At 59.8% G+C, this 14,763-nt stretch carries 12 protein-coding genes and 3 pseudogenes; 2 read left to right on the top strand and 13 right to left on the bottom strand.

Going from position 1 to position 14,763, the window contains the following annotated elements:
- Positions 1-45: 45 nt before the first annotated feature.
- The 8 genes and pseudogenes from ACOERD_RS25270 to ACOERD_RS25235 form a co-directional block, all read right to left on the bottom strand.
- Positions 46-1,257, bottom strand: coding sequence for a saccharopine dehydrogenase family protein (locus tag ACOERD_RS25270; protein ID WP_419740886.1), 1,212 nt, complete (start codon positions 1,255-1,257; stop codon positions 46-48).
- Positions 1,258-1,267: 10 nt separating this feature from the next.
- A complete protein-coding gene (locus ACOERD_RS25265; protein ID WP_419738393.1) occupies positions 1,268-2,308 on the bottom strand; it encodes an IS110 family transposase in 1,041 nt (346 codons plus the stop codon).
- 249 nt (positions 2,309-2,557) lie between these two features.
- Entirely contained in the window at positions 2,558-2,977 is a 420-nt protein-coding gene (locus ACOERD_RS25260) for a hypothetical protein (protein WP_419740885.1), read from the bottom strand.
- A gap of 23 nt (positions 2,978-3,000) precedes the next feature.
- Positions 3,001-4,446, bottom strand: coding sequence for a biosynthetic arginine decarboxylase (speA, locus tag ACOERD_RS25255; protein WP_419740884.1), 1,446 nt, complete (start codon positions 4,444-4,446; stop codon positions 3,001-3,003).
- A 101-nt stretch (positions 4,447-4,547) separates the two neighbouring features.
- The gene (locus ACOERD_RS25250; protein ID WP_419740883.1) at positions 4,548-5,633 is read right to left on the bottom strand and encodes a DUF1513 domain-containing protein; all 1,086 of its coding nucleotides are present in this window, start codon (positions 5,631-5,633) and stop codon (positions 4,548-4,550) included.
- A 3-nt stretch (positions 5,634-5,636) separates the two neighbouring features.
- Entirely contained in the window at positions 5,637-6,647 is a 1,011-nt protein-coding gene (locus ACOERD_RS25245; protein ID WP_419740882.1) for an imelysin family protein, read from the bottom strand.
- Between the two features lie 3 nt (positions 6,648-6,650).
- Positions 6,651-7,643: pseudogene (locus tag ACOERD_RS25240) on the bottom strand (di-heme oxidoredictase family protein); the annotation flags it as partial.
- Positions 7,644-7,758: 115 nt separating this feature from the next.
- On the bottom strand, positions 7,759-9,501 hold the full coding sequence (locus ACOERD_RS25235; protein ID WP_419737624.1) for an IS1634 family transposase: 1,743 nt from the start codon (positions 9,499-9,501) through the stop codon (positions 7,759-7,761).
- On the opposite strand from ACOERD_RS25235, the gene ACOERD_RS25230 reads away from it, so the two are divergent.
- Positions 9,494-9,760, top strand: a complete 267-nt coding sequence (locus tag ACOERD_RS25230) for a hypothetical protein (RefSeq protein WP_419741056.1) — start codon at positions 9,494-9,496, stop codon at positions 9,758-9,760. The two genes, ACOERD_RS25235 and ACOERD_RS25230, sit on opposite strands and share 8 nt — an antisense overlap.
- Before the next feature lie 107 nt (positions 9,761-9,867).
- On the opposite strand, the gene ACOERD_RS25225 is transcribed toward ACOERD_RS25230, so the two are convergent.
- Positions 9,868-11,610: an IS1634 family transposase gene (locus tag ACOERD_RS25225; protein ID WP_419737624.1), complete on the bottom strand. Its 1,743-nt coding sequence runs from the start codon at positions 11,608-11,610 to the stop codon at positions 9,868-9,870.
- Here ACOERD_RS25225 and ACOERD_RS25220 point away from each other — a divergent pair.
- Positions 11,603-11,800, top strand: a complete 198-nt coding sequence (locus tag ACOERD_RS25220) for a hypothetical protein (RefSeq protein ID WP_419740881.1) — start codon at positions 11,603-11,605, stop codon at positions 11,798-11,800. The genes ACOERD_RS25225 and ACOERD_RS25220 overlap by 8 nt on opposite strands.
- Here the strand turns inward: ACOERD_RS25220 and ACOERD_RS25215 are convergent.
- The 4 genes and pseudogenes from ACOERD_RS25215 to ACOERD_RS25200 form a co-directional block, all read right to left on the bottom strand.
- Positions 11,745-12,530 (bottom strand): annotated as a pseudogene (locus ACOERD_RS25215) (di-heme oxidoredictase family protein); the annotation flags it as partial. The gene ACOERD_RS25220 and the pseudogene ACOERD_RS25215 overlap by 56 nt on opposite strands.
- Complete coding sequence (bfr, locus tag ACOERD_RS25210; protein ID WP_419740880.1) at positions 12,490-12,975, bottom strand: bacterioferritin; 486 nt, start codon at positions 12,973-12,975, stop codon at positions 12,490-12,492. The gene bfr and the pseudogene ACOERD_RS25215, both read right to left, overlap by 41 nt.
- Positions 12,923-13,216, bottom strand: a complete 294-nt coding sequence (locus ACOERD_RS25205) for a (2Fe-2S)-binding protein (protein ID WP_170468500.1) — start codon at positions 13,214-13,216, stop codon at positions 12,923-12,925. Before ACOERD_RS25205 ends, bfr begins: the two co-directional genes overlap by 53 nt.
- 129 nt (positions 13,217-13,345) lie before the next feature.
- A pseudogene (locus ACOERD_RS25200) lies at positions 13,346-14,628 on the bottom strand (imelysin family protein).
- Positions 14,629-14,763: the final 135 nt, after the last annotated feature.

The raw sequence follows: 14,763 nt of genomic DNA, 5'->3' as shown, positions 1-14,763 counted from the left end.
CCCCCGGACCCCCCGGGATATTTTTGACCAGATGAAGTTCCGGATCTAGAACTCGACTGGGCCGTCGAGTTCGTGGACTTGCCAAGGCAGGCCGTGAGTGTTCAGCATGTCCATGAAGTCATCCGGGTCTAGCTGTTCCATGTTCCAGACGCCCGGCTCGCGCCAGTTGCCTTTCAGCAACTGTGCCGCGCCGATCATTGCAGGGACGCCGGTAGTATAGCTGACCGCCTGGGAACCGACCTCGGCGTAGCATTCTTCGTGGTCGCAGATATTGTAGATGTAGTAGGTTTTCTCGCCCGAGCCGTCCTTGGCCTGACCCGTGGCGATGTCGCCGATGCAGGCCTTGCCTTTGGTTTCCGCACCCAGATCGCCGGGATCGGGCAGCAGGGTTTTCAGGAACTGGATCGGGATGATTTCCTTGCCATCATGCATCACCGGGTCGATGCGGGTCATGCCGACGTTTTCCAACACTTTGGCGTGGGTGATATAGGCGTCGCCGAAGGTCATCCAGAAGCGGGCGCGCTCGATCTCGGGGAAATGGGTCGAGAGCGATTCCAGTTCCTCGTGATACATCAGGTACATGTTTTTGGGGCCGATGGCGGGGAAGTCGAACTCGACCTTGTGTGTCATGGCGGGGGAGTGTTTCCACTCGCCACCTTCCCAGTGGCGTACCTCGGCCAAAACCTCGCGCAGGTTGATCTCGGGGTTGAAGTTGGTGGCGAATTCCTGATCGTTGCTGCCGCCATTGGCGTCCAGCACGTCGATCTGGCGGATCGTGTCCAGCTTGTGCTTCTTCAGCCATTTCGCGAAGACGGATGTCACGCCCGGATCGAAGCCCGAGCCGAGGATGGCGGTCAGGCCGGCTTTTTTGAACCGCTCCTGATAGGCCCATTGCCAGTGGTATTCGAACTTGGCTTCGTCCTCTGGTTCATAGTTAGCGGTGTCGAGGTAGTGGATACCGGCTTCAAGACATGCGTCCATCAACACGAGGTCCTGATAGGGCAGGGCGAGATTCACCAGAATCTCGGCACCGGTTTCTTTGATCAGCTTGACCGTGTCTTCGACCTTGTAGGCGTCCAGTTCGGCTGTCTTGATGTCTACACCGACGCGGTCTTTGACGGCTGCTGCGATGGCATCGCATTTTGATTTCGTGCGGCTGGCCAGAGTGATCTCGGTGAAGATATCTGAGTTCATCGCCATCTTATGCACGGCTGCGTGGGATACGCCGCCCGCGCCGACAACCAGTGTTTTGCCCATGGTCTGTCTCCTATGATGTTTGTCCAGCGGTTTGTCTGGTATTTTTGATCTTGAAGGCTGGGAAGTCCTCGAATATCCAATTGTTTTTCAATGTGTTGTAGATGATGGTCAGGAGCTTTCGAGCGGTGGCGATGATGGCTTTTCCCGACCCGCGCCGCTCCTTGATGCGGCGGTAGAACGTGTTGAGATAGCCGGAATATCGGATGGCGCTGAGCGTGCATTGCACCAGCGTCGTACGCACCAGCTTGTTGCCCTGCTTCGTAATCCTGCCGTGTATTTCAACGCCGTTTGAGGCGGCAACACGCGGCACGATCCCCACATAAGCGGCCAGTTTGTCGGCGGTGGCAAAGTCGTTCACATCGCCAATCCCGGACAGGAAAATCGCAGCGGCCCGCGCTCCAATGCCCTTGATTGAGGTGATTTCCTCAAACCCATCAAGCGCTGCAGCGGTCTCTTCCAGCGCCTTATCCAGCCTGCGGATCGCGGCACTCAACTGCAACGCCTGATCCCGCAGCTCCGTCAGTTCGATCCGTTCGACGTCGCTGAAGCGTTCAATCTCCAAAGCGCGCAACCGTTTGTCCGAGAAACCCGCCTTCTTGAGTTTGATCCCGTGCCGATTGAACATGCCATGGATCTTGTTGAGTACCCTGGTACGCGATTTCACCAACATGTCTCGAGTCTGTGCCAGAGAGGCCAGTTCGGTTTCACCTGCACGTTTCAGGCGTGTCTCGGGGAGCATGTCTTTAGACAGGAACGTCGCCAGAGCGCGCGCATCGTTGCGGTCGGTTTTCTTCACCGATTTGCGGATCACCTGGAACTGGCGTGGGTTCACCACGACGATCCGGCCCACGCAGGGGCGAATTTCTCGGCAGAACCATGCCGAGTTGCCGGTCGCTTCTACCGCCACTTCATCCTCCGCATCCACGCTCAGGCAGAACCGCTCAAGATCAGCCGCCGCGAGTTGAAACGTCTCAAACGCCTCTGAGCCATCCCCACCAATGCGGCAGATCGTGAAGGAATTCGTATGTAAATCGACACCAATAAAGGCCATGTGCTATACTCCCATCGTTGGGAGGCGGAACCCCGGATGGGGCGTGAACGGCCAAACCAAACTCCTATTCGAGGTCAGGGCAACAGCCCACGCCTCAGGATGGTCGTTCGGAAACAGGTGAAGGGTAATCTCCTTTACAGGGTCAAACGCCCTAGATTGCTCATACATCCTGAAACCTATCCGCCTCTCCCAACTCAATAACAGAATCAGGAATTTTGACCGTTCACAGCACATTCATCCCATCTCCTTTTATTCGTAATAGGTGTAGCCGTTGATCGAGTCGCGATAAGCGCTCATCAGGGTTTTGCGGTCCTTGGCTTGCAGAGTACCGGTCGAGATCGCCTCGTCCACCATTTTGCGGAAGGCGGCGACGCAGTCTTGGGGGTCGAATTCAACGTAAGACAGGACCTGGCTGATCGTATCGCCCTCTTGTTCGTGTAGCAGGTCGAACCCGCCATCTGCCCGCAGGTCGATGGTGACGACATTGGTGTCTCCGAACAGGTTGTGCAGATCGCCTAGCGTTTCCTGATAGGCACCGACGAAGAAGACGCCCATGAAGTATTCGCCCTCATCCGGGAGCGAATGCACCGGCAGGCTGGGGGATACCCCGTCGGCCAGAATGAACTGGTCGATCTTGCCGTCGCTGTCGCAGGTTATGTCAGACAGCACGGCGCGTCGGTCAGGCGTTGTATTCAATCCCTGCAGAGGCACGATCGGGTGCAGTTGGTCAATGGCCCAGACATCGGGCAGGGATTGGAACAGCGAGAAGTTGCAGTGATAGATATCGGCCACTTTCTCAAGCTGGTCATCGACATCCGTTTCCAGACCGTCACTGGCAGCCAGCGCCTTGGGGGGGGCATCAGTGAAAGATAGATGCGCTCGGCCCGGGCCATCTGGCGCAGGTCCACATATCCACGGCGGAACAGGGCGCGCAACTCGTTGCGGTAGAATGTTGCGTCGTTCCAGCATTCCTGCAGGCGGTCGCTGCTGAGGTATCCGTGTACGGCGGCCAGATCGGCGACCAAATGGTGATCGTCGGGCTCAACCTCGGGGCCTGTGGGCGCGTCGTAAAGCGTGCTCTCCAGCACATTGAACAGCAGCATCGACGAGGTCGCAACCACGGCGCGGCCGCTTTCGGTGACAAGCGTAGGGTGCGCAATTTCGGCCTCGTCCATGGCATAGGCCACGGTTTCGACTACGTTGGCGCAGTATTCCTCGACCGTGTAGTTGATCGAGTTCTCGGCCGCCTTTTTCTCGCCCGTATAGTCCACGCCCATGCCGCCGCCGAGGTCCAGATGGGTCAGCGGCACGCCTTCGCGAGTGAGTTCGGTGTAGTAGCGACAGGCCTCGCCCACGGCGCGGCGGACGTCGTTCACGTCCTGCACCTGGCTGCCAAGATGCGAGTGCTGCAGCTTGAGGCAATGCAACAGACCCGCTTCGCGCAGCTTGTCCACAGTGGCGACCAACTGATCGGTGTTCATGCCAAAGGCCGAGCGATCGCCCGAGCTTTCTTCCCACTTGCCGCTGATCTGGTTGGTCAGTTTTACCCGCACGCCGATCAGGGGTTCGATACCGAGTTCCTTGTAGACCTCGATCACCGTGTCCGCCTCTTTTGGGCTTTCCAGCACGATGACGGTGTTGAACCCGATCTTGCGGGACAAGATCGCCAGCTGGATGAACTCGGCATCCTTGACACCGTTGCATACGATCAGAGCCTCAGGGGCCAGACGATGCGCCAGAGCCACGACCAGTTCAGGCTTTGATCCGGCCTCGAGGCCATAGTTGTACTTTTTGCCGAACTCGACGATGCGGTCGACCACCTGCGCTTGCTGGTTCACCTTGATCGGAAACACGCCGCGATAGGGGCCTTTGTAGCCCACCCGCGCGATGGCGTCGGCGAAGCTTTCATTCAGATGCGCGATCTCATGTTCCAGATACGAACTGACGCGCAGCAGCATCGGCGCCTTGATCCCTCGGTCATCCAGATCACTGAGGATACCGGGCAGGCTGATCGCCGCCGTATCCGGAGACATCGGGTTGCGCAGACCGATCTCGCCCTGCTCCGTCACCTCGATGAGGCCTTTGCCCCATTTCTCAACCCCGTAGATGGTATGCGGTGCGTCGGGCGTGTGTTTCAATCAAGTCAGTCCTTAACTCAGAGGTGCCGGTTTCGCGCCCGCCAATACGGCAGCATTTTGATTCGTCCAAGTGTAAACTATGTGACAGGGATTTCCGAACGCTAGGCGTACGCGCGGATCGGGATCAGGTGGTTGTCCCATTGGCAATCGGGGCGGGCCAGAACCCGTGCCTGCTGCCCGCTTACAGCGCCAAATGTGCCTGTACCGGTGGTAAAGATCAGCCCGTCCGGGCCGGCGCCCAGACCGCAGACATCCTCCAGTTCGAAAGCTCTTCTGAAGCTGCGACCTGCTACATCGAACAGATGCAGCGCGTTTCCGCGAGGGCAGGTTATGGCGACCTCGGTCCCGCTGGCCGAGAAGGCGATGCTGCCCGCGTAGCCTTGCAAGGTGTTTTGGAGGTGTTCTGGCGCGGACAGAAGTTGCGGTGGCGCGCCCCGACGGTGCAGGCCCAACAGGGGCGGGTGCTTGGTCTGGCTTCCCTGCCACTGCATCGCGAACCCGACTAGCCCGTCGTTGCGCACGCTGAGATGGCGGATGGAGTTCTTGTGCAAGTCGCCCGGCAGCTCGACCCGTTCAAGCAGGTTCCCGGACAGGTCTAGATAGATCAGGTTTGGCTGCATGACCGGCAGGTTCAGCTTGGTCCGCCCGGTCGCGGGGTGGGTCTCGATCCCGCCATTGGCGATCACAAGGCATTGGCCATCCGGCATCAGGCGCATGTCATGGGGACCAACACCGCCCGACGAAAACTCTCCCAGACGTTCAAAGCTGGTGGCATCCCATAGGCTGACGCGGCCTTCGCCAGCCTCATAGTCGTTTTCGGTGGCAAAGAACCGGGTGCCGTCTGCCGTGAACGTGCCGTGACCGTAGAAATGCCGCCCCTTGGGGGCCTGTAGCCGTGCAAGCTCTTGTCCGGTTGCGCAGTCTATAATCAGCGCAAACGTGCCGGGGCGGCGGGCAAAGGCCACGGCCTGCGCTTTGCGCGGGTGTGCGGCGGCAGCGTGACCCCTTGCGGGCAGGGGCAGCGAGAACAGGATGTCTCCTCCCTCATCCAAACCGGCCAGACGGAACGAGCCATCCGGAAACAGCCCGGCGGCCAGAAAAGCGGGCGCCCCGACCGAGGCCCACCCTGTTGCGGGCGCAAGGCTTGCGGCCGCAAGACCGGCCAGGAAATGGCGGCGGTTGGTCATGGCTCAATCCCCGTCGAGAGAGTTGAACCCGGCACTGATACCGAGGGTCGGGCCAAGCTCGGTCGTGGCGATGGTGCGGATGTCATTCACCGCCTGTTGCAGCGCTTCGACCCGGAACCGGCCTGCGGGATCGGCCACGCCAGCAAAGGCGGGGTCGTCGATGGACCGGGCGCTTTTGATTGCGCGGGTGAAGGCCAGGTCCAGATCCTGCGCGATCTCGGGATGGTCGGCGGACAGCCGCGCCGCAAGGTCTTGAAGCGCAATCAGAGACAGCTCGACATGACGTAAGGCGCGTTTCGAGCGGCGGGCTTCGGCCCTGTTAGGGCGGGGGCGGTCGAAAGTGCCAAGGGGTCGGCCCAATCGGGTTTCGGCAGTGAATTGCAACCCGGTTGAGAGCGCTTTGAACAACTCCTGCATCGCCTCATCCTGCGTGCGGTACGGGCTGTCGCCCCCCGGCTGTTCCAGCTTCACCGCATGGCTTTGCCACTCTTCAGCCATCGCATCGGCATTGGCGTCGATATCGGCCGTGATGGCCCGGATCAGCGCACATCGGTATTCGGCACTGCCCTGATCGGCAAATTTGGGATCGTACAGCATTTGCTCAAGCGCAAAGAACCCGCGCCCCGCGACCGAGGTTTCGGCATAGGCGGCCGTGTCATTCACCGCAGGGTCTTCGGCTGCGATATGCTGCGATAGGGCCTTGGGAGTGAACCCTTTCGTGTCAGGCCAAAAGGCCATGGCAAAGGCGCGGTCGTCGGCCTCGGTGGGGCCAAAGCGCAGATGGCTGGCCGATATCCACGCGTCAAAGGCGGTGCCATAGGCCGCGCGCAGAGCCTCAGACTGCGGCGCGCAATCGGATTGGGACGCGACGGACAGAGCCTCGGTCGCATCGGCCAAGTCAGCAAAGCGCGGCAATATATGAGCGGCGGACACATCCGTCAGGATTGCCGCGCGGTCTTGGGCTGACACTGCCAGAGGGGCTGCGAGGGCAATGGCAAAAGCAAAAAGGCGCATGGGTCAAAGACTTTCGAGAAAACGGATAAGGGCGTCGCGGTCGGCTTTGGGCATGGTCACGACAGTGTCACGGGCGGATTGCGCCTCGCCCCCGTGCCAGAGCACGGCCTCTAGCAGGTTGCGGGCGCGCCCGTCATGCAGGAACTCGGTATGGCTGGACACGCGCTGGGTCAGACCAATCCCCCAGAGGGGCGGCGTGCGCCATTCGCGGCCTGTGGCGCGGGCTTCGGGGCGATTGTCGGCCAAGCCTTCGCCCATGTCATGCAGCAGCAGGTCGGTATAGGGCCAAATCAGCTGAAAACTATGCTCGGGCCGGTCTGCCAGACGATGGGTGACATGGGCCGGGGTATGGCAGGCAGCGCAGCCTGTGGTGTGGAACACCTCTTTCCCGCGCAGCACTTGCGGGTCATCCACATCCCGGCGACCCGGAACGCCCAGATTGCGGCTGTAGAAGGCCACGAGGTCCATGCCGACCTGATCAACCTCGAAAACGCGCACATCGCCGTCGCCATGCGGGGCCTTTACGCAATTGACCTGCGCATCGGTGCAATCTCCGTAAGGGGCGGGAAACAGCGGGGTCGAGATGCCGATATCACCTGCAAACGCCGCCGCCGATTGCTCCATGACCGTGGGCATACCGGCTTTGTGGCCAAAGCGGCCCATCATCGGGGCGTCAAACTCGGTCGACCAGACAATGTTCGCGCGGCCCGAGATGCCATCGCCATCCGCATCATCGGGGTCGGCATTGGCCAGCAGGTCTTCGACCGGGATCGCCTCGAGCAGACCGAGGCCGATCATCTGCGGCGCAACGCGCGGGCTAAGCATGGCGTCGGGGTGCAACGGGCCGTATCCCAGATCGGCAGCCGTGTAGGTGGGACGGCGGAGCGAGGCGGTTTCGCCCTCTGACAGCGCAACCGGGATCTCTTCGTAGGTAACCTCTAAACGGTATTCTGCAGGATGCCCGGCCAGCGCGAAATCCTGCATCTGGCCGCCATAATTCCTGACTTCCGACATTTTTTCGTATAAGTCATTGATATTATTATGCCTTGGTTGCCAAAAGGCACTACACGGACTTTTTTCGCCAGCGATTGTTTCGGAGTGTTGAGGGAGCTCAGGCTTTGGTCTGGCCAGTTTTTCGGGTGCGCCCGGGGGGTATCTTGAAAGGGGCTTCGTTCCAGGTCAGGCCGACGCAGGTGAGGATGCGTCTGGCATCGACCGTGGCATGGCTTGGCATGCCGTAGCGGTCAGGGGTGCCTTTGTGGCGCAGGATCGAGAGCTGCAATGCGTTCAACTCGTTGCGGATACGAGCCGGGCTCATCGGGTGTCCGAGCAGGTCCAGATGCTTGCGCAGGTGCTGCAGGCAGCAGAAGGCCATGTAGCAGATGGCGATATGGGCCCGGACCCGACGCGGCGACCAGTGATAGATGGGCCGGATTTTCAGATCGTGCTTGTTGGTGCGGAAGCAGGCTTCGATCTCCCACAACTGGTGATAGCGGGCAATGACGTCCTGTGCCTCCAGTTCGTCCGCACCATGAACAACAATGGCATGCAGCCCGTCCCATTGTGCCGCTGCCTTGATCTTTGCATCATCCAGCGTGACGTCCCCGCTGTCGGGGAAGGCCAGGAAGCGGCCATATCCCCGGCTGCTGAAGCTGCCGGGTTTGCGAGAGCGCTTGAGCTTCTTGTGCAGCTTTTCGATTGCCTTGTCGCGCTTGTGGGCATCATTGCGTGCCCGGGTGGGTGACCAGGTCACAATGACCCGCGCTCCCTCCTGGTCGATCACCTTGTACCAGCCCTTCTCGGTTGCCTCTTCAGAACCGTGTCCAGCCCAAGGCTGGCGTCCCTCCGGGCTCAAAATGTTCGCCTTCACGGCGGCCGGGGCGGACTTCATGCGATAGCCGAGGATGTAGGGCAGACCCTTGTTCTGCAACATCTGCTGGTTGTCCTTGCTGAGCATGGCGGCATCGGCCACGAACGTGACCCTGGCCACGTCGAAGCGTCCCTCCAACGCCTTCAGCGCAGCTTCCAGCGTATGACCTTCCCAGGTGTTTCCCGGGAAGAGTTCATAGCCCACAGGCAGCCCATCGGAGGTGACGATCAGCGCCAGCATGACCTGAGCGCGGTGATGCTTGCCATCCTTGCTGAAGCCCTTGGCCAGAAGATGATCCTGCTCGACCCCGTCCGCATCCTCGGCCGGGTCCTCGCGCTCGGTGTCAAAGGCCAGGGTCGTGCAATCGTAGAACAGCACGGTCACTGGCCCGCCCAGCAACTTCTCTGCCGCCGCGTGAGAGGTTTTGCAAATCCCGTCTATCACCGGCGTATTGATGTAATCCATGCTCCGATAGACCACGTCCAGATTGAGCGTGATGCCTGCCTGGTTCTCCAACGCCTCCACGGTCGCGCGCTTGCTCTCGGGCTGTGCGATCCGCGCCATAACCAGCTCTTTCACAATGCGATTGGCACTTTTACGCGCCGCCCCCAGAAGGGCCCCCCAACCCAGTTGGTCATACATCGTCCCCATGACATCCCGCAGACCCAGAGAGACCCGCGCCTCCTCACGGCACTCGGCAAGATCAACGCCAAGCTTGTCCGGCCGCGGAGCGCGGCGCACCAGCGCCTGCAGATCGGCATATTCCGTGGGCGTGAACAGTTCCATTTGCGGCGAGCGATCAATGCGTAATTGCTCCATCAAGCGGCCCGCCAGACGCTTGATATCCTCAATCTCGCTGTCGTTATGGGCCACACCCACATGGCGCAGGATCTTCTGGCGTACCTTGGAGCCGGTGCGGACGGATTCAACGATCTGGATCCGTGTGCGGTTGAGCTTTGCGTCATGTTTGGTGCGGATGAACATGGGCGAAGAGGTTAGCCATCTGAAGGCCCATGTCAATACTTTTTATAATAATGGGGCACTACAACGCGCCTCTGAGCAACCACACCTGAAAACAAACCAAAAACCCAGTCAGATCAACAAAAAGGTCGGAAGTCAGGAGGCCGATCATCTGCGGCGCAACGCGCGGGCTAAGCATGGCGTCGGGGTGCAACGGGCCGTATCCCAGATCGGCAGCCGTGTAGGTGGGACGGCGGAGCGAGGCGGTTTCGCCCTCTCCTGACTTCCGACATTTTTTCGTATAAGTCATTGATATTATTATGCCTTGGTTGCCAAAAGGCACTACACGGACTTTTTTCGCCAGCGATTGTTTCGGAGTGTTGAGGGAGCTCAGGCTTTGGTCTGGCCAGTTTTTCGGGTGCGCCCGGGGGGTATCTTGAAAGGGGCTTCGTTCCAGGTCAGGCCGACGCAGGTGAGGATGCGTCTGGCATCGACCGTGGCATGGCTTGGCATGCCGTAGCGGTCAGGGGTGCCTTTGTGGCGCAGGATCGAGAGCTGCAATGCGTTCAACTCGTTGCGGATACGAGCCGGGCTCATCGGGTGTCCGAGCAGGTCCAGATGCTTGCGCAGGTGCTGCAGGCAGCAGAAGGCCATGTAGCAGATGGCGATATGGGCCCGGACCCGACGCGGCGACCAGTGATAGATGGGCCGGATTTTCAGATCGTGCTTGTTGGTGCGGAAGCAGGCTTCGATCTCCCACAACTGGTGATAGCGGGCAATGACGTCCTGTGCCTCCAGTTCGTCGGCACCATGAACAACAATGGCATGCAGCCCGTCCCATTGTGCCGCTGCCTTGATCTTTGCATCATCCAGCGTGACGTCCCCGCTGTCGGGGAAGGCCAGGAAGCGGCCATATCCCCGGCTGCTGAAGCTGCCGGGTTTGCGAGAGCGCTTGAGCTTCTTGTGCAGCTTTTCGATTGCCTTGTCGCGCTTGTGGGCATCATTGCGTGCCCGGGTGGGTGACCAGGTCACAATGACCCGCGCTCCCTCCTGGTCGATCACCTTGTACCAGCCCTTCTCGGTTGCCTCTTCAGAACCGTGTCCAGCCCAAGGCTGGCGTCCCTCCGGGCTCAAAATGTTCGCCTTCACGGCGGCCGGGGCGGACTTCATGCGATAGCCGAGGATGTAGGGCAGACCCTTGTTCTGCAACATCTGCTGGTTGTCCTTGCTGAGCATGGCGGCATCGGCCACGAACGTGACCCTGGCCACGTCGAAGCGTCCCTCCAACGCCTTCAGCGCAGCTTCCAGCGTATGACCTTCCCAGGTGTTTCCCGGGAAGAGTTCATAGCCCACAGGCAGCCCATCGGAGGTGACGATCAGCGCCAGCATGACCTGAGCGCGGTGATGCTTGCCATCCTTGCTGAAGCCCTTGGCCAGAAGATGATCCTGCTCGACCCCGTCCGCATCCTCGGCCGGGTCCTCGCGCTCGGTGTCAAAGGCCAGGGTCGTGCAATCGTAGAACAGCACGGTCACTGGCCCGCCCAGCAACTTCTCTGCCGCCGCGTGAGAGGTTTTGCAAATCCCGTCTATCACCGGCGTATTGATGTAATCCATGCTCCGATAGACCACGTCCAGATTGAGCGTGATGCCTGCCTGGTTCTCCAACGCCTCCACGGTCGCGCGCTTGCTCTCGGGCTGTGCGATCCGCGCCATAACCAGCTCTTTCACAATGCGATTGGCACTTTTACGCGCCGCCCCCAGAAGGGCCCCCCAACCCAGTTGGTCATACATCGTCCCCATGACATCCCGCAGACCCAGAGAGACCCGCGCCTCCTCACGGCACTCGGCAAGATCAACGCCAAGCTTGTCCGGCCGCGGAGCGCGGCGCACCAGCGCCTGCAGATCGGCATATTCCGTGGGCGTGAACAGTTCCATTTGCGGCGAGCGATCAATGCGTAATTGCTCCATCAAGCGGCCCGCCAGACGCTTGATATCCTCAATCTCGCTGTCGTTATGGGCCACACCCACATGGCGCAGGATCTTCTGGCGTACCTTGGAGCCGGTGCGGACGGATTCAACGATCTGGATCCGTGTGCGGTTGAGCTTTGCGTCATGTTTGGTGCGGATGAACATGGGCGAAGAGGTTAGCCATCTGAAGGCCCATGTCAATACTTTTTATAATAATGGGGCACTACAACGCGCCTCTGAGCAACCACACCTGAAAACAAACCAAAAACCCAGTCAGATCAACAAAAAGGTCGGAAGTCAGGAAAAAGGTCGGAAGTCAGGAGGCCGATCATCTGCGGCGCAACGCGCGGGCTAAGCATGGCGTCGGGGTGCAACGGGCCGTATCCCAGATCGGCAGCCGTGTAGGTGGGACGGCGGAGCGAGGCGGTTTCGCCCTCTGACAGCGCAACCGGGATCTCTTCGTAGGTAACCTCTAAACGGTATTCTGCAGGATGCCCGGCCAGCGCGAAATCCTGCATCTGGCCGCCATAATTAGGCTCGGGCAGGGTAGCGAGATAGTCTTCGATCCCTTCCGGCGCGTCCTGAGGGCTGCCGGGAATGGACACGCGCAGGAACATCGAGATGGCGTTGTCATCCGGCCCGTTCGGTGTATGCCCGCGCCCATCCTTGATGTGACAGCGCTGGCATGAACGCGCGTTGTACAGCGGCCCAAGGCCATCAGACGCGAGAGTCGAAGAGGGCGACGAGACCCAGATTTTCTTGAACAATCCGTTGCCGACCTTGAAGTCCAGCTCTTGTTCAAAGCTCAGGTTCTTGGACGGTTGCGAAAACGCATCCGCGTTGTTGCGCACACGCACGGTTGCGGCCCCGGTAGGCAACTCTTCGAACCTTTGCGGCGCGCTAAAATCCTGCGGCGGTGCAGTGACACCGGCAATGCGGGCGCGTTCGTCTTCGGTACGTGGGGTGAAGTTGAGGTGAAGGTCCTGCAGCTCGGCTGACAGGGAAGGGGTGGCCGCAGTTGCGACCACCAAGAGGGCGAGAATACTATTCTTCGGCGTCCATTTTCGCGGCGTTGAGTTGCGCATAATTGGCGTCGCCAATCCGTTCGTACAGATCGAGTTGCGTTTCGAGGAAGTCGATATGACCTTCTTCATCGCTGATCAATTCCTCGAAGAGCGACATAGAGACGTAGTCGCCCGCCTCGCGGCAATATTCCCGCGCTTCGACATACAATGTGCGGGCATCGTGTTCTGCGGCCAGATCGCATTCCAGCGTTTCCTTGGGGTTCTGCCCGATCCGCAGAGGGTCGAGCTTTTGCAGGTTCGGGTGGCCTTCCAGAAAGATGATCCGTTCGATCAGCTTGTCCGCGTGGCCCATCTCTTCGATGCTTTCTTCGCGGCTTTTCTTGGCCATATGGACCAGGCCCCAGTCTTCCAGAAGCCGGTAGTGCAGCCAATATTGGCTGACGGCTGTCAGCTCATGCCGCAGGGATTTGTTGAGATACTCTATGACCTTGGGATCGCCCTTCATCTGCCTTCTCCTGTGATAGGCCGGTGCGTAACGCACGCAGCTGCATGGGGACTTCCAGATTATCGTCGGTTCGCATCGTGTCTAGGAAAAGCGGCATGCACCCGCCACAGTCGGCAGATTTCCCGAGCGCGTGATAGATCTTGCCCGGGGTAATGATTGCTTGCGGGTCAGAGGTCCGCATCCAGTCGATAGCGGCTCGGATGTCGTGGTCGGAGATGTTTGTGCAGTGGCAGACGATCATGGCGAATCGAGGCTCGTTTAGTTTCTTACTTATTTAGTAAGGTAATTCCTTCAAGTCCAGTCACCTTGCGGTGGCCGGGTTGCCGGAGGCGCCGATTTGTCGACGCATCCGGCCCTTTTATTTATGTGTTTAGTGGAAAACCGCGTCAGGGTTGTCCAAGCTGTCCGATCCTTCAAACTCGATCCCGTCGAGGTCTAGGGTCGATACGATACGCTCGATGGTTTTGGTCTGGTCGACCAGACCGTTGACGCCGCCCATGATTAGGGCGTCGCCACCGGCATTGCCGCGTTCCAGCATCTGGTCATAGGCGAAACCGGCCTCGGCGGTCGATTTGATTCGGCCCAGAGCCTGCATTGTGGTCGACAGCTTGGCCTTCATCTCGGTATCCAGAGCCGGGTCAGCGGCGATCACCAGATCCGAAAGAGACGCGCCCGAGATCGGGGTGCCGTCGATGCGGGTATAGCTGCCCAGATAGACGTTCTGGATGCCAAGGCCATCATAGTAGTGGCTGTTGTGCGTGTTGTCGGCAAAGCAATCATGCTCTTCTTCCGGGTCGTTCAGCATCAGGCCCAGGCGCATACGCTCACCAGCCTGTTCGCCGTAAGACAGCGAACCCATGCCAGTCAGAATGGCGCTGATGCCCGCGGATTCATTCTCAGTCAGGGCGGCGCGTGCATCACCACCTTCGGCCCATTGTGCGGTCATCCATTCCAGATCGCTGACCAGCAGGTCGGTTGCGGCGCTTAGGTATTGCGCGCGGCGGTCGCAGTTGCCGTTGGTGCAGTCGTCGCCTTTGGAATAGTCGGTTGCCGGGCGGTTGCCGGGCGGTTGCCCGCGCCTGCGCCGTGGCCGTTCAGGTCCTGACCCCACAGCAGGAATTCAATGGCGTGGTAGCCGGTGGCGACGTTGGCCTCGATCCCGTCGGCTTCGTGCAGGGTGTCTGCCAGCAGTTCGGGGGTGATCTCGGTCGCGTCAATCGCGGTTCCCGAAAGCTCGAAACTCGGGTTTGCGATGACGTTGAGAACGGCGAATTCGTTCTCATCCGTGGCGCCGCCGTAGGAGGCGTCGACATAGTCGATCAGGCCTTCGTCCAGCGGCCACGCGTTCACTTTGCCTTCCCAATCATCGACGATGGCGTTGCCAAAGCGGTAGACCTCGGTCTGCTGATAGGGAACTCGTGCGGCAATCCAGGCCGCACGCGCGGCGTTCAGCGTGGCGTCCGACGGGGCGGCGATCAGCGCGTTGACAGCGTTTTGCAACGCTTTGGCTGCGATCAGGCTGTCATCATATTTGGCTTCTGCAATATTGGCATAAGTGTCTAGCAAATCCGCTTTTGCAGGTGCGTCACCGGCAGCTACGGCGGTGGCTGCGCATAGGGTCAGAGTGCTGGCGGCAGCAAAGAATTTCGTCATTGGGTCCAGGTCTTTCGTGTCAGAAATCTCGTTCAGGTGCATCCAATAGGGGAGCACTTGCACGCCTATAGCTGAGTGAAATAGTCGACAATGTCAACCTGAGTTTTATTGTCGGAATTGCTGTGGGGGCGTGGC

This window comes from Ruegeria sp., from assembly GCF_965199275.1.
Classification (GTDB): Bacteria; Pseudomonadota; Alphaproteobacteria; order Rhodobacterales; family Rhodobacteraceae; genus Ruegeria.
The sequence above is the reverse complement of the archived record's forward strand: the minus strand, read 5'-3'. Positions and strand labels throughout refer to the sequence as shown.

What these genes read in the sequence shown, in the direction of transcription:
- ACOERD_RS25270 (WP_419740886.1), bottom strand. Translation starts at nt 1,257, where the DNA reads ATGGGCAAAACACTGGTTGTCGGCGCGGGCGGCGTATCCCACGCAGCC.
- ACOERD_RS25265 (WP_419738393.1), bottom strand. Translation starts at nt 2,308, where the DNA reads ATGGCCTTTATTGGTGTCGATTTACATACGAATTCCTTCACGATCTGC.
- ACOERD_RS25250 (WP_419740883.1), bottom strand. Translation starts at nt 5,633, where the DNA reads ATGACCAACCGCCGCCATTTCCTGGCCGGTCTTGCGGCCGCAAGCCTT.
- ACOERD_RS25245 (WP_419740882.1), bottom strand. Translation starts at nt 6,647, where the DNA reads ATGCGCCTTTTTGCTTTTGCCATTGCCCTCGCAGCCCCTCTGGCAGTG.
- ACOERD_RS25230 (WP_419741056.1), top strand. Translation starts at nt 9,494, where the DNA reads ATGAACATGGGCGAAGAGGTTAGCCATCTGAAGGCCCATGTCAATACT.
- ACOERD_RS25235 (WP_419737624.1), bottom strand. Translation starts at nt 9,501, where the DNA reads ATGTTCATCCGCACCAAACATGACGCAAAGCTCAACCGCACACGGATC.
- ACOERD_RS25220 (WP_419740881.1), top strand. Translation starts at nt 11,603, where the DNA reads ATGAACATGGGCGAAGAGGTTAGCCATCTGAAGGCCCATGTCAATACT.
- ACOERD_RS25225 (WP_419737624.1), bottom strand. Translation starts at nt 11,610, where the DNA reads ATGTTCATCCGCACCAAACATGACGCAAAGCTCAACCGCACACGGATC.
- bfr (WP_419740880.1), bottom strand. Translation starts at nt 12,975, where the DNA reads ATGAAGGGCGATCCCAAGGTCATAGAGTATCTCAACAAATCCCTGCGG.
- ACOERD_RS25205 (WP_170468500.1), bottom strand. Translation starts at nt 13,216, where the DNA reads ATGATCGTCTGCCACTGCACAAACATCTCCGACCACGACATCCGAGCC.